This window comes from Chromobacterium sp. ATCC 53434, from assembly GCF_002848345.1.
In the GTDB taxonomy this organism is placed as follows: domain Bacteria; phylum Pseudomonadota; class Gammaproteobacteria; order Burkholderiales; family Chromobacteriaceae; genus Chromobacterium.
In genome coordinates, this window is the sequence record NZ_CP025429.1 from 4,642,037 (window position 1) to 4,664,013 (window position 21,977).

At 64.5% G+C, this 21,977-nt stretch carries 20 protein-coding genes and 1 pseudogene; 8 read left to right on the top strand and 13 right to left on the bottom strand.

Annotated features, from left to right (window positions below):
* Window positions 1–66: 66 nt before the first annotated feature.
* The 3 genes from CXB49_RS20685 to tkt form a co-directional block, all read right to left on the bottom strand.
* A complete protein-coding gene (locus tag CXB49_RS20685) occupies window positions 67–1,242 on the bottom strand; it encodes a phosphoglycerate kinase (protein ID WP_101710794.1) in 1,176 nt (391 codons plus the stop codon).
* A 241-nt stretch (window positions 1,243–1,483) separates the two neighbouring features.
* Entirely contained in the window at window positions 1,484–2,494 is a 1,011-nt protein-coding gene (gap, locus tag CXB49_RS20690; protein WP_101710117.1) for a type I glyceraldehyde-3-phosphate dehydrogenase, read from the bottom strand.
* A gap of 96 nt (window positions 2,495–2,590) precedes the next feature.
* Window positions 2,591–4,579: a transketolase gene (gene tkt, locus CXB49_RS20695; RefSeq protein ID WP_101710118.1), complete on the bottom strand. Its 1,989-nt coding sequence runs from the start codon at window positions 4,577–4,579 to the stop codon at window positions 2,591–2,593.
* Window positions 4,580–4,822: 243 nt separating this feature from the next.
* Between tkt and CXB49_RS20700 the strand changes: the two genes are divergently transcribed.
* Entirely contained in the window at window positions 4,823–5,596 is a 774-nt protein-coding gene (locus CXB49_RS20700) for a BPSS1780 family membrane protein (RefSeq protein ID WP_101710119.1), read from the top strand.
* Window positions 5,597–5,606: 10 nt separating this feature from the next.
* Here the strand turns inward: CXB49_RS20700 and CXB49_RS20705 are convergent, their stop codons facing one another.
* From CXB49_RS20705 to CXB49_RS20725, 6 genes are all read right to left on the bottom strand, one after another.
* Complete coding sequence (locus CXB49_RS20705) at window positions 5,607–6,275, bottom strand: O-methyltransferase (protein ID WP_101710120.1); 669 nt, start codon at window positions 6,273–6,275, stop codon at window positions 5,607–5,609.
* Between the two features lie 49 nt (window positions 6,276–6,324).
* Window positions 6,325–6,942: a glutathione S-transferase family protein gene (locus CXB49_RS20710; protein WP_101710121.1), complete on the bottom strand. Its 618-nt coding sequence runs from the start codon at window positions 6,940–6,942 to the stop codon at window positions 6,325–6,327.
* A gap of 91 nt (window positions 6,943–7,033) precedes the next feature.
* Window positions 7,034–7,504: a hypothetical protein gene (locus CXB49_RS20715; RefSeq protein WP_158300973.1), complete on the bottom strand. Its 471-nt coding sequence runs from the start codon at window positions 7,502–7,504 to the stop codon at window positions 7,034–7,036.
* Window positions 7,505–7,668: 164 nt separating this feature from the next.
* Window positions 7,669–7,932: a hypothetical protein gene (locus CXB49_RS20720; RefSeq protein ID WP_101710123.1), complete on the bottom strand. Its 264-nt coding sequence runs from the start codon at window positions 7,930–7,932 to the stop codon at window positions 7,669–7,671.
* Between the two features lie 719 nt (window positions 7,933–8,651).
* Window positions 8,652–8,843 (bottom strand): hypothetical protein, encoded by a 192-nt coding sequence (locus CXB49_RS23775; protein WP_158300974.1) that lies wholly within the window; start codon window positions 8,841–8,843, stop codon window positions 8,652–8,654.
* Entirely contained in the window at window positions 8,821–10,422 is a 1,602-nt protein-coding gene (locus CXB49_RS20725) for an anti-phage dCTP deaminase (protein WP_199406730.1), read from the bottom strand. Before CXB49_RS20725 ends, CXB49_RS23775 begins: the two co-directional genes overlap by 23 nt.
* A gap of 1,204 nt (window positions 10,423–11,626) precedes the next feature.
* Between CXB49_RS20725 and CXB49_RS20730 the strand changes: the two genes are divergently transcribed.
* Window positions 11,627–12,295 carry a hypothetical protein gene (locus CXB49_RS20730; protein WP_101710125.1) on the top strand — a complete coding sequence of 223 codons (669 nt, stop codon included), beginning with the start codon at window positions 11,627–11,629 and terminating at the stop codon, window positions 12,293–12,295.
* A gap of 322 nt (window positions 12,296–12,617) precedes the next feature.
* Here CXB49_RS20730 and CXB49_RS20735 read toward each other — a convergent pair whose 3' ends face one another.
* A complete protein-coding gene (locus CXB49_RS20735; RefSeq protein ID WP_101710126.1) occupies window positions 12,618–12,923 on the bottom strand; it encodes a hypothetical protein in 306 nt (101 codons plus the stop codon).
* A gap of 192 nt (window positions 12,924–13,115) precedes the next feature.
* Complete coding sequence (locus tag CXB49_RS20740) at window positions 13,116–13,631, bottom strand: transposase (RefSeq protein WP_101710127.1); 516 nt, start codon at window positions 13,629–13,631, stop codon at window positions 13,116–13,118.
* A gap of 281 nt (window positions 13,632–13,912) precedes the next feature.
* Between CXB49_RS20740 and CXB49_RS20745 the strand changes: the two genes are divergently transcribed.
* Both CXB49_RS20745 and CXB49_RS20750 read left to right on the top strand, forming a co-directional pair.
* Window positions 13,913–14,635, top strand: coding sequence for a YafY family protein (locus CXB49_RS20745; protein ID WP_101710128.1), 723 nt, complete (start codon window positions 13,913–13,915; stop codon window positions 14,633–14,635).
* 79 nt (window positions 14,636–14,714) lie between these two features.
* Window positions 14,715–15,101, top strand: a complete 387-nt coding sequence (locus CXB49_RS20750) for a VOC family protein (protein WP_101710129.1) — start codon at window positions 14,715–14,717, stop codon at window positions 15,099–15,101.
* A 66-nt stretch (window positions 15,102–15,167) separates the two neighbouring features.
* On the opposite strand, the gene CXB49_RS20755 is transcribed toward CXB49_RS20750, so the two are convergent.
* Both CXB49_RS20755 and CXB49_RS20760 read right to left on the bottom strand, forming a co-directional pair.
* Window positions 15,168–16,556, bottom strand: a complete 1,389-nt coding sequence (locus tag CXB49_RS20755; RefSeq protein ID WP_101710130.1) for an aminopeptidase P family protein — start codon at window positions 16,554–16,556, stop codon at window positions 15,168–15,170.
* A 102-nt stretch (window positions 16,557–16,658) separates the two neighbouring features.
* Complete coding sequence (locus CXB49_RS20760) at window positions 16,659–17,870, bottom strand: benzoate/H(+) symporter BenE family transporter (RefSeq protein WP_101710131.1); 1,212 nt, start codon at window positions 17,868–17,870, stop codon at window positions 16,659–16,661.
* Between the two features lie 118 nt (window positions 17,871–17,988).
* On the opposite strand from CXB49_RS20760, the gene CXB49_RS20765 reads away from it, so the two are divergent.
* The 4 genes and pseudogenes from CXB49_RS20765 to CXB49_RS20780 all read left to right on the top strand — a co-directional run bounded on the left by CXB49_RS20765 (window position 17,989) and on the right by CXB49_RS20780 (window position 21,880).
* Window positions 17,989–19,413 (top strand): PLP-dependent aminotransferase family protein, encoded by a 1,425-nt coding sequence (locus CXB49_RS20765; protein WP_101710132.1) that lies wholly within the window; start codon window positions 17,989–17,991, stop codon window positions 19,411–19,413.
* A pseudogene (locus CXB49_RS24190) lies at window positions 19,410–19,817 on the top strand (GNAT family N-acetyltransferase); the annotation flags it as partial. The gene CXB49_RS20765 and the pseudogene CXB49_RS24190, both read left to right, overlap by 4 nt.
* A complete protein-coding gene (locus CXB49_RS20775; protein ID WP_158300975.1) occupies window positions 19,781–21,043 on the top strand; it encodes an NAD(P)/FAD-dependent oxidoreductase in 1,263 nt (420 codons plus the stop codon). The pseudogene CXB49_RS24190 and the gene CXB49_RS20775, both read left to right, overlap by 37 nt.
* A 75-nt stretch (window positions 21,044–21,118) precedes the next feature.
* Entirely contained in the window at window positions 21,119–21,880 is a 762-nt protein-coding gene (locus tag CXB49_RS20780) for a DeoR family transcriptional regulator (RefSeq protein WP_199406912.1), read from the top strand.
* The last annotated feature ends 97 nt before the right edge of the window (window positions 21,881–21,977 follow it).

Here is a 21,977-nt window from a genome sequence, read left to right on the forward strand (position 1 = left end):
CGCCGTTCGCCGAAATATCCATATTCTCAAGCGCATGGCGGCAAAGCCGCCATGCGATCCTTTCCGTTAACCGGCGCGCTCGGCCAGGATGGCCACCGCCGGCAATTCCCTGCCCTCCAGGAATTCCAGGAAGGCGCCGCCGCCGGTGGAGATGTAGCTGATGTCGTCGGTGATGCCGTATTTGGCGATCGCCGCCAGCGTGTCGCCGCCGCCGGCGATGGAGAAGGCCTTGGAGCGGGCGATGGCCTCGGCCAGCGTCTTGGTGCCGTTGCCGAACTGGTCGAACTCGAACACGCCGACCGGACCGTTCCACACCACGGTGCCGGCCTCGGCGATGATGCCGGCCAGCTGCCGGGCAGCGTCCGGACCGATGTCCAGGATCATGTCGTCGGCGGCCACCTCGGCCACGTTCTTGGTGACGGCGGCGGCCGTCTCGGCGAATTCCTTGGCGCACACCACATCGGTGGGCAGCGGCACGTCGCCGCCGCGGGCGCGGATCTTGGCGATCACGCGCTTAGCGTCCTCCACCAGATCGGCCTCGGCCAGCGATTTGCCTATGGCCCTGCCCTCGGCCAAGAGGAAGGTGTTGGCGATGCCGCCGCCGACGATCAGCTGGTCCACCTTGTCGGCCAGCGCCTCCAGTATCGTCAGCTTGGTCGACACCTTGGAGCCGGCGACGATGGCCACCAGCGGGCGGGCCGGCGCCTGCAGCGCCTTGGACAGCGCGTCCAGCTCGGCCGACAGCAAGAGGCCGGCGCAGGCCACCGGCGCGAACTTGGCCACCGCGTGGGTCGAGGCCTCGGCGCGGTGGGCGGTGCCGAAGGCGTCGTGGACGAAAACGTCGCACAGGCTGGCGTAGGCGCGGCCCAATTCGTCCTTGTTCTTCTTCTCGCCCGGGTTCAGGCGCACGTTCTCCAGCATCGCCACCTCGCCCGGCGCCAATTCGACGCCATTGGCGAAATCGGCCGCCAGGCGCACCGGCTTGCCCAGCAGCTCGGACAGGCGGGCCACCACCGGCGCCAGGCTGTCTTCCGGCGTCGGCTCGCCCTCGGTCGGACGGCCCAGATGGGTCATCAGCAGCACGGCGGCGCCGGCCTTCAGACAGTGTTCGATGGTGGGCAGGCTGGCGCGGATGCGGGTGTCGTCGCCGATGACGCCGTTTTTCAGCGGGACGTTCATGTCGACGCGGATCAACACGCGCTTGCCGGAAAGATTCTGCTCGGAGAGTTTATTGAATTTCATCGCTTCGCTCGCTCGGTTTGGGATGCGGGACGTCCGGCCCGCCGCATGCAAGAACGGCGGGACGGCGACGGTCATGTTGGAGAATTTCCGGCGACGACGGCGCGCCCGCCGCGTCGACCGACAGCATCCAGTGTATGCCGAAACGTCGGCGCAACTTTAACACCAATCAAATTGACCGCATGTCTTGGTGTAATAAAACAACAGGGCGGCCGGCCCTGTCAGCCGGCCGCCCGCCGCCGCCTCAGCAGCCGAACATCGCGCGCGCGGTGCGCAGCATCTGGCAGCTGAAGCCCCACTCGTTGTCGTACCAGGCCAGCACCTTCACCATATTGCCGCCGGTGACCTTGGTCAGCGTGGAGTCGAAGGTGGACGCCTCCTCGGTGTGGTTGAAGTCGCCGGACACCAGGGGCAGCGTGTTGAAACCCAGTATGCCCTTCATGCTGCCGTTGGCGGCGCCCTCCAGGATCTCGTTGACCTCGTCGCGGCAGGTGTCGCGCGCGGCGGTGAAGGTCAAATCGACCAGCGACACATTGATGGTCGGCACGCGCACCGCGAAGCCGTCCAGACGGCCCTTCAGCTCCGGCAGCACCAGGCCGACGGCCTTGGCGGCGCCGGTCTTGGTCGGGATCATATTGTCGGTGGCGGAGCGGGCGCGGCGCAGGTCCTTGTGCTTGACGTCGGTCAGCACCTGGTCGTTGGTGAACGCGTGGATGGTGGTCATCAGGCCCTTCTTGATGCCGATCGCGTCGTTCAGCGCCTTGGCCACCGGCGCCAGGCAGTTGGTGGTGCAGCTGGCGTTGGAGACCACGGTCATGTCCGCGGTTAGCACGTCGTGGTTGACGCCGTAGACCACGGTGGCGTCGACATCGTCGCCGCCCGGCGCCGAAATCAGCACCTTCTTGGCGCCGGCGGCCAGGTGGGCCTGGCACTTTTCCTTGGTGGTGAAGGCGCCGGTGCATTCCAGCACCAGGTCGACATCCAGCTCGCGCCACGGCAGCTCGGCCGGGTTGCGGGTGCTGAAGAAGGGAATGCGGTCGCCGTTGAGCACCAGATGGCCGTCTTCCTGCGCCACGGTGCCGGGGAAACGCCCGTGCACGGTATCGAACTGGGTCAGGTGGGCGTTGATGCCGAGGTCGCCGGAGGCATTGACCGCCACCACCGTGAAATCGTCGTGCAACTTGTTTTCATAGATGGCGCGCAAAACCTGGCGGCCAATGCGACCGTAACCGTTGATGGCGAGGCGGATGGTCATGCTACAGGGTCTCCCGGTGAAGCTTTTGTAGTGCGGCGACTACATGGTGTGGCGAAAAAAAGGCCATCGCGCTGCGGCGATGGCCGGACTGCTAAATCAGCGAAGCACGGCGCGGGTCTTGGCGACCACGCTTTCGACGGTGAAGCCGAACTCCTTGAACAGCTGGGCGGCCGGCGCCGATTCGCCGAAATGGTCGATGCCGACCACTTCGCCTTCCAGGCCGACATACTTGCGCCAGAAGTCCGGATGGCCGGCCTCGATGGCGACGCGCGGCAGGCCCGGCGTCAACACGCTCTGCTGCCAGGCCTTGTCCTGGGCGTCGAACACATTGGTGCAAGGCATCGACACCACGCGGACCGGCACGCCCTCGGCGGCCAGCGCTTCCTGCGCCTTCAACGCCAGTTCCACTTCGGAACCGGTGGCGATCAGCACCGCGCGGGCGCCGGCGGCGTCGCGCAGCACGTAGCCGCCTTTGCGGATCGCGGCGGTCTGCGCCTCGTCGCGGGCGACGAAGGGCAGGTTCTGCCGGCTCAGCACCAGGCTGGACGGCGTGGTTTTCTGCTCGATCGCGTGCGCCCAGGCCACCGCGGTCTCGGTGGTGTCGCACGGACGCCAGGTGTGGTGGTTCGGGATGTAGCGCAGCGTGGCGGTCTGTTCCACCGGCTGGTGGGTCGGGCCGTCTTCGCCGAGGCCGATCGAATCGTGGGTGAACACGAAGATCGGGTTGATCTTCATCAGCGAGGCCATGCGCAGCGCGTTGCGGGCGTATTCGCTGAACATCAGGAAGGTGCCGCCGTACGGGCGCAGGCCGCCGTGCAGCGTCATGCCGTTGATGATGGCCGACATGCCGAACTCGCGGACGCCGTAGCTGATGTAGTTGCCACCGCCTTCGCCGTCCAGCCACTTGGAGCCGGACCAGTTGGTCAGGTTGGAGCCGGTCAGGTCGGCGGAGCCGCCGACGAATTCCGGCAGCGACGGGGAGAACGCTTCCAGCGCGATCTGGCTGGCCTTGCGGGTGGCCACGGTCTGGGCGGCGTCGGCGATCTTGGCGATCGCGGCGGCCTGGGTCTCGGCCCAGGCGCCCGGCAGCTCGCCCGCCATCCGGCGCTCGAACTCGGCGGCCAGCTGCGGGTGGGTGGCGCGGTAGGCGTCGAAACGCTTCTGCCATTCGATCTCGGCGACGGCGCCCTTGTCGCGGGCGCTCCACTCGGCGTAGATCTCGGACGGAATCTCGAACGGCGCGTGCGGCCACTTCAACAGATCGCGCGCGGCGGCGATCTCGCCGGCGCCCAGCGGGGAGCCGTGGCAGTCGTGGCTGCCCTGCTTGGTCGGCGCGCCGAAGCCGATGGTGGTCTTGCAGCAGATCAGCGTCGGCTTGTCGGCGCTCTTCTTGGCGGTGGCGATCGCGGTGGCGATCTCGGCCGGGTCGTGGCCGTTGACGTTGCGGATCACCTGCCAGCCGTAGGCTTCGAAGCGGGCCGGAGTGTCGTCGCTGAACCAGCCTTCGACGTGGCCGTCGATGGAGATGCCGTTGTCGTCCCAGAAGGCGACCAGCTTGGAGAGGCCCCAGGTGCCGGCCAGCGAGCAAGCCTCGTGGCTGATGCCTTCCATCAGGCAGCCGTCGCCAAGGAAGGCGTAGGTGTGATGGTTGACGATATCATGGCCGTCGCGGTTGAATTGCGTGGCCAGCATCTTCTCGGCCAGCGCCATGCCGACGGCGTTGGTGATGCCCTGGCCCAGCGGGCCGGTGGTGGTTTCCACGCCCGGCGCGTAACCGTACTCCGGGTGGCCCGGCGTCCTGGAATGCAGCTGGCGGAAATTCTTGAGGTCGTCGATCGAGAGGTCGTAGCCGGACAGATGCAGCAAGCTGTAGATCAGCATCGAGCCGTGGCCGTTGGAAAGGACGAAGCGGTCGCGGTCGGCCCAGTCCGGATTGGCCGGATTGTGCTTCAGATGATCGCGCCACAGGACTTCGGCGATGTCAGCCATACCCATCGGCGCGCCGGGGTGGCCGGATTTGGCCTTCTCCACGGCGTCCATCGACAGGAAACGGATGGCGTTGGCAAGCTCGGTGCGGGTAACCATTCGGTAAAACCTCAAGACTATTTGGGAACCGGAACGACGGTTCAACTCCTGCGCTCTGATGCCACCGGCGACAGGACCCTACCGTCGCGAAACCGCAGGATTATCGCCGATTTCGCCCATTGCCGGCAACCGGCCATACCGGCCGCAAAATGCGTAAAATCAGATAGAACCATGCTTGAATGGAATGGTCAGTGCCTATTTCCCATCGATAACGGCGGCTAAATCGCCAGTTCGGAGAACCTCATGCAGTCACCCGACACCGTCCATCCTCCCCGCAAGATCGCCGCCGGCCGCGGCTGGCGCTGGTGCGTGGAAGCGTTCCACATCGTGCGCGAGCAACCGCTGACCTGGGTGCTGCTGACGCTGGTCTATCTGCTGATAGGCTTCGCCGTCAGCCTGGTGCCGGTGCTGGGCCGCTTCGCCGGCGCCCTGATCGGCCCGCTGTTCGGCGCCGGCTACGTGCTGGCCGCGCACAAATCCGTATCGGGCGGGGAGCTGGAGCTGGCCGACCTGTTCGAGGGCTTTCGCCGCGCGCCCGGCCCGCTGATCCTGGTCGGCGTCATCTACTTCGCGCTGGCGCTGGCCTCGGTGCTGGTGATCACCATCGGCGGCGTCGCCGCCGGCGCCGGCGGCGGACTGCTGAGCCAGCCGGCGGCCGAGGCCGGCCAGCACGCGGCGGCGGCCTCCGGCACCGTCGGCGTGCTGCTGCTGGTGATGGCGGTGGTGATGTTCGTCGTCAGCCTGTGCTACTGGTTCGCGCCGGCGCTGGTGGTGCTGAACGGCGTCTCGGCGTGGCAGGCCATACGCGGCAGCCTGTCCGCCGGCCTGGCCAACTGGCGGCCGCTGCTGGTCGCCGCGCTGGCACTGGGCCTGCTGCTGATCCCGGCGCTGCTGCCGCTGGGCCTGGGCCTGCTGCTGTGGATTCCGGTGGCCTTCGTCACCGCCTACACCAGCTGGCGCGACGTGTTCGGCCAGCCGGAAGCCCCGGCGCCGGTCGAAGCGCCGGCCCAGCTGTAAGCTATGGCAATCAGCGCTCGACGATGGCCAGCGCGAAACCGTCGTAGCCCTTGCTGCCGACGGTCTGGATCGCGGTGGCCGACAAGCGCGGATCGGCGCCCAACAGCTCGATGAAGCGACGGGTGCCGACGATGGCCGGGTCGGGGTTGGCCGGATTGGCCACCTCGCCCTGGCGCGCGACATTGTCGCCGACGATGACGGTGCCCGGCCGCGACAGCCGCAGCGCCAGCTCCAGATAGACCGGATTGTTGGGCTTGTCGGCGTCGATGAAGATCAGGTCGAACGGCACCTCGCCGGCGGCGATCAGGCCTTGCAGCGTCTCGGCCGCCGCGCCCTGCAGGATGTCCACCCTGTCGGCCAGGCCGGCGCGCGCCAGATTGGCGGCCGCCACCTCGACGTGCCGCGGCTCATACTCCAGCGTCAGCAAGCGGCCGCCGGCCGGCAAGGCCCGCGCCAGCCAGATCGCGCTGTAACCGCCCAGCGTGCCGATCTCCAGAATCCGCTTGGCGCCGTGTATCCGCGCCAGCAGATTCAGGAACTTGCCCTGGTTCGGCGCCACATTGATCGCCGGCAGCCCGGCGGCGGCGCTGGCCGCCAACGCCGCGTCCAACGCGGCGTCCGGCCCGACCAGCTGTTTGCAGAAATAATCGTCGACCTCGTTCCAGCGTGCGTCCTGCATGCCTACCCCCTTGTCAGAAAAAAAGCCGCGCGCGGCGGCGTATCGGCCGTCAGGCCACGCCGTCGCCGCCATGGGCCTGGTAGGCCGGACGGCGGCGCAGCCGCTCGAAATAGGCCTCAGCCTTAGGCAAGGCCGGCTTGTCGAACGGCGTCAGCAGCCAGCGCTGCACCGCCCCTCCCAGCACGATGTCGGCCAGCGTGAAAGTGTCGCCCAATACCCAGCCGTCGCCCAACTGCGACTCCAGCAGCGCCATCTGCTTTTTCCATGACGCCACGCTGTCGGCGATGCGCGCCGGATCGCGGTGGTCCGGGCTGTTGCGGCTCAGCGCGTGAAAAGCGTACACCCAGGCGGGGTTCAGATCGGCGGCCTGCCAATCCATCCACTTCTCGACCGCGGCGCGCGCGGCTGGATCCAGAGGCAGCAAATCGTGGCGGCCGTGCTTCGCGGCCAGGTAGCGACAGATGGTGTTGGACTCCGACAGCACGACGTCGCCGTCCACCAGCACCGGGATCATCTCAAACGGATTCAGCGCCAGGAATTCCGGATCGGAAACCGGACGCACGCCGCGCCCCCAATCCTCGCGCTGATAATCGAGGCCGATTTCATGGCAAGTCCACAAGACCTTGCGGACGTTGATCGAGCTGCTGCGGCCCAGGATGCGGAGCATGGTGCGGTCCTTGTCGGAAACGGAATGCCGACCAGTGTAATCCGGAACATGCGGAAAGCATATGGCGCGCGGCCGGAATGCGGCACACCGTCTAGCGGACCGCTCCCGAGACCGGCGCCGACGCGTCGATATGGCCGCGGGCGCGCTCGGCATCGGCCGCCTCCGGCCGGTACTCGGCCCAGACGTCGGCGTCGCGCTCACGGTAACGCACCACGCCGCGGTCCAGGTCGAAGTCGTAATGGGCGTACACCCCGCGCGCCAGCAGCAGCGCCGGCGGGAACAGCAGCACGCCGGACGCGACGTTGCCGCCGTTGACCTTCAGCGGCAGCAGGCCGTACAACGGCGCCTTGCCGTCGCCGCTGGCCTTGAACTCGTAGCGGCTGAAACTGGTGTTGTCGTAGGTCTTGGTCGGCGCCGGCCGCAACGGCAGCCGGACCACCTGCTTCTGGTCGTAGATGGCGACGGCGGCGTGCGGCGCGTCGCCGCTCAGCGTGGTGGTGGACGTGGCGGCGCAGCCGGCGAGGGCCAGCGCGCCGAACGGCAGGACGAAAATCTTGTTCATGACGGCATCGAGATAGGCGAAAACAAAGCCGGCGGCATCCCGCCGCCGGCCAAAGTTGGCAATCGTAAGCGGAAACACGGCCCTACGGCCGGCCAGTCCCGCTTGTCATTTCAATTAAGCCATTGAAATGACTTGAATTTCCCGTTTTCGCAACACGGCCGGCGCTATTCCAGCCCGGAACGCAGCAAGCGCGCGTGCAGCACCATATTCTCCAGCGTCAGCCGCGCGGTGGCGGCCAGATAGACCAGCATGCGCTTGGCCTGGTCCGGCTCCTCGTCGCGGAACACCAGTTCACGCTCCAGCAGCGAATCGACGATCAACTCGCGCAGATTCTGTTCGTCGAACGGCAGGTCGGCGTAGTCGATAGGGTCCTCCGACTCCACATCCTCCACCAGGCACAGCAGGTTCTCACGGCTAAGCGCATCCATGGCCTTCCCTCCGGTTCCCGAACATCGACGACACGTTGATACGCAGGGTGCGTCACCCCGTAGGGTGCGTCACCCGAAGGGCGACGCACCGTTGGCGACGCACCATTAGGCGACACACCGCTGGTGCTTGTCAGTTTGAGTGTAGCGGATGGGAGGGAAGGGGGTTTCGCAGCAAACGTCGACAAAGCTTTGTGTCCGCTTTGCGGACGATTGATTTTCATGGCGGGGCTGCCCGCCGGGCAGGTCAGGGAGCTGTCTCGCCAGCCATCGCTGAGCGAATCAGAGATTCGCACGCAGACAACACCCCTAGGCGACCCCAGCATCGCTGCGAAACCCCGTCTCCAAAACCATTCCCAAGGCGCCGGCGAACTCGCGTCGCGCTAACGTCGCGCCGCTCAAACATGCGCCGTCTTAAAACCTTGGGAATGGCTTCGGAGCCGGCTTGCTCTGATGGGGATAGGGGTGCGTCGATACCGTCCTTACCGACTCGTACTTTTGGTGGATATGTCGGGAAAGCAGAGAGTGCCGCTCTTGGCCCAACCTATAGCATCACTATTTACCACACAAAACTGTATGAACGTGCGGACAATGCTGCTGATATTAACCCTGGCAATAGCAACTGCAGGGATCCAAACCAGACAGACCATAATTAACTATATACAAATACAAAAAGGTCCATAAGCACTTGATTCGTGTCTATATGGAGCCATATTACAGCTTTAATTATATTTCTGCGCAGCAGTGATAATTTGTTTTATTAAATTAGATGTTTGTTTTTTCTTAATCATATCCGTAATAACTATTACATTTGACTTCAATATATTATTTTCTATTTCCGAAGATCTATGTTCGGCTTCTTGATATATATCAGGTAACGGTTTAAATAAATCAGGTTGAAATGGTATCTTCATGGCCTTCTCCGTTAATATTTAGAATGCCATTTTGAGCAAGAGCTTTCGTAACAATAGCCTCAAGCACATGCAGCGCCTCGACCGATTTTTCATACCTCGGTGTAGCACTTTTTTTATCATAAGTCAACAGTTTACCATCCTTTTTCCGCCCTGTCGAGTTCGCGACAAAAAGCTCATGATAACGACGTGGTGCCACCCCTTCAAAAGCCAATAATCTTACTTTCTTTGAATCTTTTTCATTCTCAGTTAGACTATCATTATGCAATTTTGTTGCTAGGCTTTTTCGATATGGTTCAATAAAATAGACTTCAGAAATCCCTGCTGCAACGATATGACGAGCACAGGAATGGCACGGATATGTAGTGCAGTATAATTTGGCTCCAATTAATGAGCCATTACTATGATTCCCTGCATTTATAATTGCATGCATTTCTGCATGCACAGCTCTTGAAAATTCAATCAAGCTTTTCAGGCGGGCACTATTTTGTATAGCTTTTTTTGCAGCTTCTTTCTTATCTGGCTCAATTATACAAGCGTTAATTAAATCATCAACAACCTGCGTAGCAACAATACCCTTCTCTTTCTCATTATGGCATTCACTTGCTTTATAATTCCAACAACGCTTATCTTTATTTTTATCCTCTATATTAATATAGAGTCCGCCATTAAACTTTGGCACATCATTCCAACCAAGTGCTATTATATTGCCAGTTTTATCAGCAATAGCGGCCCCTACTTGCCTTGAAAGACATGCCGAGTTCTTTGCGGCTGAACTAGCAGCATGCATTGCTGTCTCAGCAGTAGTTGGCGTTATTAAACTTGTACCAAATAATAAATCTAAAAAACGACGAATTTTCTCCTCAATTTGAGAGGCAGAACTTTCATCAATCCTCAAAAAAAAGTCACTTAACGGAAAAACCTCAGAAACTTGTTGTCCACTACTTATTTCTTCCCCAGAATCTGTATCTATTAGCAAATGAACGTTTCGCTCTTCAATACCCCTAGATTTTAGTTCTGACACTCTATCTTCTATCGGAGAAAAAACTCCGACAGTAAATAATATTTCTCCATATATTAATTGCAACAGCTCTAATTCTTCTGGGTTTTTTATAGAGTTAATTATATAGCACACGCGATTTTTGTTTTCATCAATTATACTTTTTTTTCCTGAAGGTGCTTCACGAACCTTCCTATCCATTGCTATTTCACATACAGCTAGTTCTGCAAGAAATCGCCCTCCATGCGTCCTCCTTAACTCGTCACCAATATCAATCGCCGTCTTTATACGGTTAAACTCAGAGGATGGGTCAACATGCTTTTTTAATAATTCCTCTCCATATTGGCTTATACTATCGCTCAGCTTTATAATTTTTGAATTATAGTTATAATCTGATTTCAATATATGATCTAATTTTTTAGAAACTTCGTGTATTGGAGAACCGATAGGGCCGCATAATGCTATAACCAACTCTTCGGTATAGGTTGATTTCACTGTTTTCTTAGAATCAAATTTACTCCCTTCAAATAAGTCATTAGCCGCCAACGATTTAGCTGATTCTTTCTTTATAGCTTCTCCCACTGTCCTCTCCATATGTTAGTTTCGCAATCATGACAAAAAACACTACATCGTTATTGTATATGTATTAACAACACTAGTTGCTGGCATATCATGCCTTAACTCTAAATTAACTCTCTACCTAACCATCTATAAATTTTTCATCGGAAATTTATACAATATAACTAACTCAGCCGAATACAATACAGTAATTATTGGTTAAGTTAATTATGCTTTCACTCATTCTTACTAGCCTAAAGCATATAACTATGTTTGAAATTCTAAGTTTGAATAAATTACCGCATGCTCTCTCAGAGAACCTTAAGGCTACAAAAACTAATAATCTACTCAAAAAAGTAATGGTCCGCTACGTGTAGCAGACTTCCCCAACACCAATTACTCACCACAAAGGCATTTCCACATAATAGTAAAAATAACAATCAATCCATCTAGAACAAAATATGTGAGAATACTTAACGGTCGGCCTACCCAGAAGATCACAACAAAAAGTTTCATACTTCGCACTAAGTTCAATCCATCATCACCACCCAAGCAGCCCCCAGCAAAACCGAACCAACTCGCCCCCATCCCCCTCAGCTCGCGCCGGTCAAAAATCGTTCGGCCAGGTTTTAAGCCGGCGCATGTTTGAGCGGCGCGACGTTAGCGCGACGCGAGTTCGCCGGCGCCTGGCCGGGCGGTTTTTGATCGGGGTTTCGCGCGGTGCGGGGGCGGCCTGGGGGTGCCGGGGGGCTGGCCGCGCAGCCCCCTGGCCCGCCCGCCGGGCGGAACCCGACGTTTTGCAGAACCGACTTATCTAGGAAGCTCCCGGCTATCAGCCCCTCTTTCGTTGTTCCCACCCTCTGCCGCTGTTAGAATTTCCAACGGTGCTGAACACACCGACACACTAGCGGTTGCCTCGCCCGACAGACGAGGTCCTTGCGTCCATGGCTTTCACAGTCGCGCCTTGCTCTTGGTGCGTCTGCCGCTTATGGCCGGGTAGCGCGTCTGTCGAAAAATAGCCCGAAAGGACTAAGGCAGCGGGCCGTCTAGTGTCGGTGTTCAAGTACCTGGCCACCCCTCTGAACAGGGGGTTTCCGCATGGATAAAACACTAGGAGCCTCATCATGGATGCTCGTTTTGTTGCATTCGCCTTTCCTCCCCACCACCTCCCATCCGCGCCGCACCTGCCGATCCCTCACGGTCGCGACCACACCTGGGAGCCCCGTCCATGAACCACCACATCGACCTGGACGTGAACGCCCCGCTGCGCCTCGACTACGCCAAAGACCTGCCGCTGCGCGTGATCCGCCGCCAGGAAGGCTTCTGGTTCGTCGCCGCCGAAATCGCCGCCGCGCTGAAACAGGACGTCGACACGCTGCTGCCAGCACTGGAAGCGCCGGCCGGACGCCTGCTGTTACTGGCAGGCGAGACCGAGCCCGTGCTGTGCCTGTCCGAAGGCGAGCTGGACGAAACGGTGCGGCGGGTGAAGACGCCGGGCGCGCGGCGCTTGCGGCGCTGGTGGAAGGAGGAGACGCGGCCGGCGCTGCTGCATCAGGGCGGCCCGGCCACGACGGCGGAGAGCCTGCATCTGGCGCTGGCGCTCGCCGCCGAGGCGGCGCAACAGGTCAGCCGGGCGGTGATGGAGGCGGTGCTGCGCGGCCCCGGCCCGTGGCAGCATTCGCGCTGGGTGGTGGCGCTGGACTACGAGCGCCGCAACCGGCAGCGCTGGCCGCACGGCAAGCTGATCGGCCTCTCCAGCTCCGTCGCCACGCTGGAAGGGCTGGCCGAGCTGATCGCCGAGCCGGGCCGGATGCCGGTCAACAACGCCGACCTGGTCAAGCTGGCGGCAGCCTGCCATTTGCGGCTGGCGGAGCGGATGGGACGCGCTCAGGCGTAGGGTGCGTCACCCGCAGGGCGACGCACCGATGGGGCGACATACCGCCATCACGACCATGCTCCGCTTGCCCATGTCCGGCAAAACGGTGCGTCGCCCTGCGGGTGACGCACCCTACGATTCGCACGGAGCTGTACGGTTGCAGGCGGCCGCGCATCGGCCAACGGTGCGTCGCCCTCCGGGTGACGCACCCTACGATTCGCATGGAGCTGTACGGTTGCCACGGCCGCGCATCGGCCAACGGTGCGTCGCCCTTCGGGTGACGCACCCTACGAAACACACCCTACGAAACACACCGTACGAGACGCGCCGTACGATTGGCGGTTTATTGGCGCACGAAGCTGTACTGTTGCAGCAGCTTCTTCACGTCCTTGTCCTGGCCCCATTTCTTGGCCAGCGCCGGATACAGCGCCTTCGCCTTGCCGCAGGCATCGTCGATGCCGGCCTGGATTTCGCGCTTGTTCTCGTCCGGCAGGTCCGGGTCCCACTCGCCGGCGAAATGCTCGCAGGCCTCGGCGTTTTCCTTGAACGTCTGGACATCCTTGCTCATGTTCCCCCCGGCGATGGCGGCGGCGGGGATCAAGATCAGGCAGGCGGCAAACATGGCCTTGATCGATTGGCGGTCCAACATTTCATTCCTTCATCTAAATGGAAATCGGCGCCGACATCTAACTGGAAATCGACGCCAAATGGCGTAGGGTGCGTCACCCGAAGGGCGACGCACCATCACCGCAACCATGAGCTTCCGATGCCTGCTTGGTAAAACCGACGGAGTGCACGGTGCGTCATCCAACGGTGCGTCGCCCCGATGGGGTGACGCACCCTACCTTGGCGTGGCTTCGCCGGCCCAGTCCCTGGGCAAGATTCCCTGCCTGACATAGCGGTGGAAGCTGGAATACGGCCACTCGGCCACCCGCTCCACATGGCCGTGCTTGACCGGATTGTAATGAAGATAATCCAGATGCCGCGCCAGATCGGCCTCGTCCCGGATCCGGTGTTCCCAGTAGCGCCGCTGCCAGATGCCGCGCTCCTTGCGCCGCGTGCGCGACGAGGACAGGCTTTCCCCGCTTGCGATGCGCTTGGAAAACGTCATCTTGATCAAGCGCCAGCGCAGGGCGAAATCGGCGTCTTCGGCCGGCAGCTCCAGCACGCAATGCAAGTGGTCCGGCAGCACCACCCAGCCGTGGATGACGAAGGGGTGTCTGGCCTTGACCGCGCGCACCGCCTCCCGCAGCGCATCCACATGCCGCACCAGCAAGTCGTTGCCGTGCCGCCGCCATAGCGCCACCGTGAAGAAATAGGTGCCGCCGGGCGTCCAGCAGCGTCGGTAATCCGGCATGGCCGTTCTCCGCGAAGCGGGAGCGCTATCGTTGCATCCCGGAACCCCATCCTGCAAACCCACCTTATAACGTATGGTGCGTCACGCGTATGGCGCGATGTGCCATTGGACAACGCGCAGTTGAACGGCGCGCCGTCGTTTTCACCGGCCATGCGCAAGCGGGCGTGGCTGGATGACGGCGCGTCGCCCCGTTGGGGGCGCATCACCCGACAGCCGGTACATTGTTGCCCCCGCGCGCCGGCGCTAAACTCAATGGTTCCGCTCTCGAAACCGCCATCCCCATGCGCAAAGCCGAACGCCTGTTCCAACTGGTCAACCTGATCCGCGCCCGCCAGCCCATCACCGCGGCGGAGCTGGCCGAGCGGCTGGATGTGTCGGTGCGCAGCATCTACCGTTATATCGATGATCTGTCGGTCAACGGCATCCCGATCTACGGCGAGGCCGGCGTCGGCTACCGGCTGGACGAGAACTTCGAATTGCCGCCGCTGACGCTGACCTCGGCCGAGCTGGAGGCGCTGACGCTGGCGACCGACATGCTGTCGCGCGCGGTCGGCAACGATCTGAGCCGGGCGGCGCAGAGCCTGCTGGCCAAGATCTACGCCAGCTTGCCCGACGCGCGCGCCCGCGGCGGCGACGGCGCGGTGCTGGCCTTCACCACGCCGTTCGACGACGCGCACAAGGCGCGCTGGGACAAGCTGCACCAGGCCATCACCGAACGCACGGCGCTGGAGATCGACTATTTCAGCCTGGAGCAGCGCCGCACCCGGCGCGCGGTGTTTCCGCTGGGCCTGTTGTACTGGGGCGGCAAATGGACGCTGGTGGCCTGGTGCTGTCTGCGCGGCGATTACCGCAGCTTCCGCGTCGACCTGATCCAGTCGCTGCAGCGCGCCGAATCGCCGCCGCCGCCGGCGCACGCCAGCCTGACCGACTATCTGCGCCGCCAGCAGCAGGCGTGGCAGCCGGACGAGGCCACTGACAATACGCTGTCAGCAGAGGAAAAATAAACTGTCTCCATGCCAGGACGGCAGGGGACGAGCTTCCCGCCGTTCACCGGCCGAAACGCCATCAACAAAGGACAAGTTTATGAAGCGCGCCCCCTTCACCGCCTGCCTGGCGGTGCACGACATCGACGAGACCCTGGACTTCTTCGAGTCGCTCGGCTACCTGGTGGGCCGCGACAGCGTCTCGCCGGAAGAGACCGTGCACATGATCAGCGATCGCGACGGCCTGCTGTTCATGGTGCAGCCGCTGACCGAGGCCAATGTCTTCATGCCGCGCCTCCCGGCCGCCGCCACCGCGGCCAGCGCGATGTTCTATCTGTACGTCGACGACATCTTCGCCAAGCTCGACCAGGTCGGCGACAAGATAGACATCATCGCCAAATACGAGGACGACAACTGCCGGGTCTGCTATTTTCCCGATCCCAACGGCTATGTGTTCGCCTTCGTCGAGATGGCCGAGGAGGCCTGAGGCCTCGGCCGGGCATGAAAAAACCCCGCGCCTGGGCACGGGGTTTTTCGTTTAGCGTCCGGCGGCTCAGACCGCCATCACCGCTTCCACTTCCTCGACCGTCTTCGGGATCGGCTCGCCCAGCACGCGGCTGCCGTCTTCGGTGACCAGCACATTGTCCTCGATGCGGATGCCGCCGAAATCGGCGTATTCGCGGAACTTGGCGTAGTCGATGTACTGGCTGTGGCGGCCTTCCTTCTCCCAGGCCTCGATCAGCGCAGGGATGAAGTAGACGCCCGGTTCCACCGTCACCACCATGCCGGCCTTCAGCGGCTTGCCCAGCCGCAGATAGCCGAGGCCGAACAGGCCGCTGCGCTCGGCGCCGTCGCCATAGCCGACCAGGTCCTCGCCCAGCGCTTCCATATCGTGCACGTCCATGCCGATCTGGTGGCCCAGGCCGTGCGGGAAGGCGATGGCGTAGGCGCCGGATTCGACGACTTCGTCGGCATCGCCGCGGAAGAAGCCCAGCTCGGCCATCCGCTCCACCATCACCGCGGCGGACAGCTTGTGGATGTCCTGGTATTTGACGCCCGGCTTGACGGCGGCGATCGCCGCCTCCTGCATCTCCAGCACGATGTCGTACAGCTCGCGCTGGCGGGTGGAGAACTTGCCGCCGACCGGGAAGGTGCGGGTGATGTCGCTGGCGTAGCCGCCGCCGCTGGCACAGCCGGTGTCGTTCAGCACCAGGTCGCCCTGCTGCAGCACGTGGCCGTGGCCGTGGTTGTGCAGCACTTCGCCGCGCTTGGAGAAGATGGACGGGTAGGCCAGCTGCCAGTCATGGCGGCGCATGATGCCTTCCATGATGCCGACCACCTGGTATTCCAGCACGCCCGGCTTGGCATTCTGCATCGCGGCGATGTGCATCGCGTGGGTGACGCCCAGCGCGGCTTCCATTTCGGCGATTTCCTCGTCGCCCTTGATCTCGCGCAGCGCCACCACGGCGCGGGTCAGCGCGGGGGAGAAGCCTTCCTTGACCTTGGCCGGGTGCGTGTCCAGCAGCCGGCCCATCTCGATCAGCGTCTCGCCGCGGTACGGCGCCAGGTAGTGCACCGGGCGGCCGGCGGCGCGGGCTTCGGCCACCGCCTGCGCCAGTTCGGCGTACGGGCGGCTGCGCTCGACGGCGGCACCGGCGGCGCGCTCGGCCAGGCTGGGCAGCGGGCCGGTCCAGACGATGTCGGCCACGTCCGGATCATTGCCGAACAGCGTCGCGACGCCGCTGTCGGCGTCGATGGCGCCGGCGAGGCCGGGTTCGTTCAGGCCGAAGAAGTAGCGGAAGCTGGAGTCCTGCACGAAGGGCAGGGTGTTGTCGTGGTAGTTCATCGGCGAGTCGACGTTGCCGACGAACAGCAGCAGGCCGGAGAGGCCGGCCTGCTTCAGGCCGGCGCGGCGCAGGGCGTAAACGGAAGGGGCGAACATGCTTTTCTCCTTGGCCGCATGACGGCTTGGAAACGCTCATGCGGAATATTGTATGCAGCCGCCTAACTTATCACGCGCCGGCCACGGCGGCCAGCCGAGGCCTCAGCGCCCCACCGTCTCGACGGCCTGTTTCGGCGCTGGTCTGGCCGGGCTCAGCAGCCGGCACAGCAGGCCGCCGGCCAGCATCGCCCACAGCGGCGCGCCGAGACCGGCGATGCTGATGCCGGAGGCGGCCACGACGAAGGTCAGCAACGCCGCCTCGCGGTGTTCGACGTCGGCGAGCGCGGCGCCCAGCGACGAGGCCAGCGTGCCGAACAGCGCCAAGCCGGCGGCGGCCACCACCAGCGCCTGCGGCAGCAGCAGCACCAGCGCCGCCAGCGCGCCGCCGGCCAGGCCCAGGCCGATGTAGAGCAGGCCGCAGAACAGGCCGGCGACGTAGCGGCGGTTTCGGTCCGCATGCGCTTCCGGCCCGGTGCAGATGGCGGCGATGATGGCGGCCAGCGTGACGCCGTGGCCGCCGAACGGCGCGGTCAGCAGCGAGGCGACGCCCAGCGCCGTCACCGGCGAGCGCGCCGGCAAGTCGTAGCCGGACGCGCGCAGCACCGCCATGCCGGGCAGGAACTGGCTGGTCAGCGCCAGCAGCGCCAGCGGCAATGCCAGGTTGACGAAGGCGGTCCACGACCAGGCCGGCATCGTCAGCACCGGACCGGCGATGCCGGACAGCGCGCCGGCGGCCGGGGCGTGGATCCGCCCCTGGGCGACGCACAGCGCCACGCCCAGCGCCAGCGCCGCCAGCAGCGCCCAGCGCGGGAAGAAGCGCCGGCCGACGAAGAACAGCGCCGCCATCGGCAACACCAGCGCCAGCTCGCGGCCGGCCTCGGCCACCGTCTCGCCGACGAAGCGGAACAGGATGCCGCCCAGCAGCGCCGCCGCCAGCGCCGGCGGAAACAGCGCCATCAACCGGTCGAACAGGCCGCTCGCGCCGACCAGGGCGACGATGGCGGCCGCGGCGACGAAGGCGCCCACCGCCTCCGGATACGGCGTGCCGGGCAGGGCGGTCAGCAGCAGCGCCGCGCCCGGCGTGCTCCAGGAGGCGATCACCGGCGCCTTCCAGCGCCAGCTCAACCAGGCGCCGGCCACGCCTGAGCCTATCGACACCGCCCATACCCAGGAGCCGAGCTGGGCGGCGTCGAGGCCGGCCGACTGCGCGGCGTGGACGATGATCAGAAAGGGACCGGAATAGCCGACCAAGAGCGCCAGCACGGCGGCCAGCAAGGAGGAGGGCGCGGCGTCGCGCCGCAGGGTTTGCCACATGGAGGTTCTCGCCAATCGGTATCGATGGCTCGAGCATGCCATGGCGGCAACTGTCGCTTCTGCTACACCGATGGCAAACAGTTTGTACCCGCCGCAATCTGTTTGATATAACAGTTTGATGGAAGCGATCTACCAGGACATCGCCTGCCGCCTGCAGGCCCGCATCGACGCCGGCGAGTTTCCGCCGGGCAGCCGGCTGCCGTCGGTGCGGCAGCTGGCCGCGCAGCACCAGGTCAACAATCTGACCGCGCTGGCCGCCTACCGCTGGCTGGAGGCGCGGCAACGGGTGGTGGCGCGGCCGCGCGCCGGCTTTTTCGCCGCGCCGCCGGCCGGCGCCGACAGCCCGGTCGCCCGCGTGCTGCCGTCGCCGGCCGCGCTGGTGGACGTGGACAACCGGATGTCGCGGCTGGTGGAGTTGTCGGCGTCCGACGTGGCGGTGCAGCTGCACATGGCCGAGGCCCACCACAGCCTGTATCCGGCGATGGAGCTGGCGCGCCGCCTGCAGCAGACGCTGCTGCAGCGGCCGGAATTGATCGGCGCCCACCTGCCGGCCGCCCAGAGCGACCGGCTGCACGGGCTGATGCGGCGACTGGCCGCCGGCTGGCAGCTGGAGCTGCCGGCCGACCAGATCCTGTTCTGCAACGGCATCACCGAGGGCATAGGCCTGGCGCTGCGCCATCTGACCCGGCCCGGCGACACGGTGGCGGTGGAGACGCCGGTCTATTTCGGCCTGTTGCAGACGCTGGCGGCGCTGGGACTGAAGGCGCTGGAGATTCCGTGCACGCCGGACGCCGGCCTGTCGCTGGAGGCGCTGGAGTTCGCGCTGCGCCACGGCCCGCCGGTGCGCTGCCTGGTCACCGTGCCGCATTTCCAGAACCCCACCGGCGCGCTGATGCCGGACGACAACAAGAAGCGGCTGCTGGCGCTCGCGCGCCGCCACGGCCTGACCATCATCGAGGACGATGTCTTCGGCGAGCTGTATTTCGGCACCCGGCGACCGACGCCGCTGAAGGCCTGGGACCGCGACGGCGACGTGATCTACTGCGCCTCGTTCACCAAGAGCCTGGCGCCGTCGTTCCGGCTGGGCTGGCTGTCCGGCGGCCGCCACCACGCGGCGCTGGAACGGCTGCGCGCCAGCAACAGCCTGGTCAGCTCGACGCTGTTGCTGGGCGTGCTGTCCGACCTGTTGGCCAGCGGCGACTACGTCCGCTTCGGCAATCAGCTGCGCGCGCGGCTGGCCGGCCAGATGGAGACGGTGGCCGACGCGGTGCTGGCGGCCTTCCCGGCCGGCACCCGGCTGCGGCGGCCCCGCGGCGGCCTGTTGCTGTGGGTGGAGGGGCCGGAGGAGCTGGACAGCGCGCGGCTGCTGCAGGCGGCGCTGGCGGAGTCGATCAGCTTCGCGCCCGGCATGTTGTTCTCGGCCGAACCGCGCTTCGGCCACTGCCTGCGCTTGAATTTCGGCCAGCCCTGGGACGCGGCGCAACAGGCCGCCATCGTCCGGCTGGGACGGCTGGCCGCCGAACAACTGGAGACGCAACGATGAATCCGCAACCGACGATACGGCCGGCCCGGCCGGACGATCTGCCCGCGCTGGCCGGCATAGAGCGCCGCGCCGCCGCGCTGTTCGCGCCGGAGGACCTGCCGCCGGCGCTGCGCGGCGAGACCGTGCCGGAACCGACGCTGCGGCAAGCGCAGGCCGACGGCCTGCTGTGGGTGGCCGAGGACGGCGGCCGGCTGGCCGGCTTCGCGCTGGCCGAATGGCTGGACGGCCGGCTGCACCTGGCCGAGATGGACGTGGACCCGGACCACGGCCGCCGCGGCGTCGGCGCCGCGCTGCTGGCGCACGCGGTGGAGCAGGCCGCGCGGCTGGGCTGCGACGCCGTCACGCTGACCACCTTCGACCATCTGCCGTGGAACGCGCCGTTCTACCGCCGCCACGGTTTCGCCGACATCGCGCCGCCTCCGGCTTCGTCGCTGGCGGCGCGACTGCGCGCCGAGGCGGAGGCCGGCCTGGCCCGGCGCGTCGCGCTGCGGCGCGGCATCGTCCGATAAGAAGCTGCTCGAAGGAAGGCGTCGATATGGAACGGGTGGAATGCGTGGTGATAGGCGCCGGCGTGATCGGCTTGGCGGTCGCGCGGGCGCTGGCCGGCGCCGGCCGCGAAGTGCTGGTCGTCGAGGCGGAGCAGGCGATAGGCCAGCACGCGTCCAGCCGCAACAGCGAGGTGATACACGCCGGCCTGTACTACCCGACCGGCAGCCTGAAGGCGCGGCTGTGCGTGGCCGGACGCGACGCGCTGTACCGCTATTGCGCCGAACGGGCGATTCCGCACCGGCGGCTGGGCAAGCTGATCGTCGCCGGCCATGACGGCCAGCTGGCCAGGCTGGACGCATTGGAAAAACAGGCGCGCGCCAACGGCGTCGCCGACATCCGCCGGCTGGCGGCCGACGAGGCGCGCGCGCTGGAGCCGGCGCTCGATTGCGCCGCCGCGCTGCTGTCGCCGTCCACCGGCATCGTCGACAGCCACGCGCTGATGCTGGCGCTGCTGGCCGACGCCGAGGCCGGCGGCGCGCAGCTGGCGCTGGCCTCGCCGGTGGAAGACGGCGCAATCACCGCCGACGGCATCGTGCTGCGTGCCGCCGGCATCGAGCTGCTGGCGGACAAGGTGGTCAACGCCGCCGGCCTGTTCGCGCCGGGCGTCGCCCATACCCTCGCCGGCCTGCCCGCCGCCAGCGTCCCGACCGCCCGCTACGCGCGCGGCGTCTATTTCTCGCTGCAGGGCCGCTCGCCGTTCTCGCGGCTGATCTACCCGCTGCCGGAGGCCGGCGGCCTGGGCAGCCACCTGACGCTAGACCTGGGCGGCCAGGCCCGCTTCGGCCCGGACGTCGAATGGGTGGACGGCGTCGACTACCGCGTCGATCCGGCGCGCGAGGCCGCCTTCTACCGCGCGGTGCGCGCCTGGTGGCCGCAGTTGCCGGACGGCGCGCTGTCGCCCGGCTACGCCGGCATCCGCGCCAAGATCGTCGGCCCCGGCGAGCCGGACGCCGACTTCGTCATCCAGGGCCCGGCCGAACACGGCGCGCCGGGCCTGGTCAATCTGTTCGGCATCGAGTCGCCGGGCCTGAGCAGCTGCCTGGCCATCGCCGACGCCGCGCTGGCGCGGCTGGCGGACTGACGGCGCCGGACGTTGACTGGCGCCGATGCAAATCGCTTACAATTTGCCGCAACAAGCGGAGAAACAACAACAATGCTGATCCTGAATCAACGTCAACAAGCGCTGCTGGACATGGTCAAGCGCGAGAGCTACGTCAGCGTGGAGAAGCTGGCCGAGCACTTCGACGTCACCCGCCAGACCATACGCCGCGACATCGCGCTATTGGCCGAGCACCAGCAGCTGCAGCGCTACCACGGCGGCGCCAGCGTGCTGTCCAGCGTCGAGAACGTCGCCTACCAGGCGCGGCAGGTGCTGTGCATAGAGGAAAAGCGCCGCATCGCCCGCTGCCTGGCGCGCCACATCCCGGACAACGCCTCGCTGTTCATCAACCTCGGCACCACCACCGAGGAAGTGGCCAAGGCGCTGCACCGCCACCGCGGCCTGAGGGTGATCACCAACAATCTGCACGTGGCCGAGCAGATGTGCGACTACCCGGACTGCGAGGTCATCGTGCTGGGCGGCACGCTGAGAAAGCGAGACCGCGGCCTGACCGGCGAGGCCACCGTGCAGCTGATCCGCCAGTTCCGCGTCGACTACGGCATCATCGGCGTCTCCAGCATCGAGACCGACGGCACGCTGCGCGACTACGACTACCGCGAGGTGCGCACCACCGAGGCCATCATCCAGCAATCGCGCCAGGTCTTCCTGGCCGCCGACCACAGCAAGTTCGACCGGCCGGCGCTGGTGGAGCTGGGCCGGCTGGCCCAGATCGCCGCGCTGTTCACCGACAAGCCGGTGCCGCCGGCGATCGCCCGGCTGATGCAGGAGGCCGGCACCCAGCTGCACGTCGCGGAATAGCTGGGGCGCGCGCCTGGCGGAATACTCTGCAAGCGTTTGTTAGCGGGTCCGATTTCGATACGTGTTTTTGCTATGCTGAAACATCGTTCCCACGCCA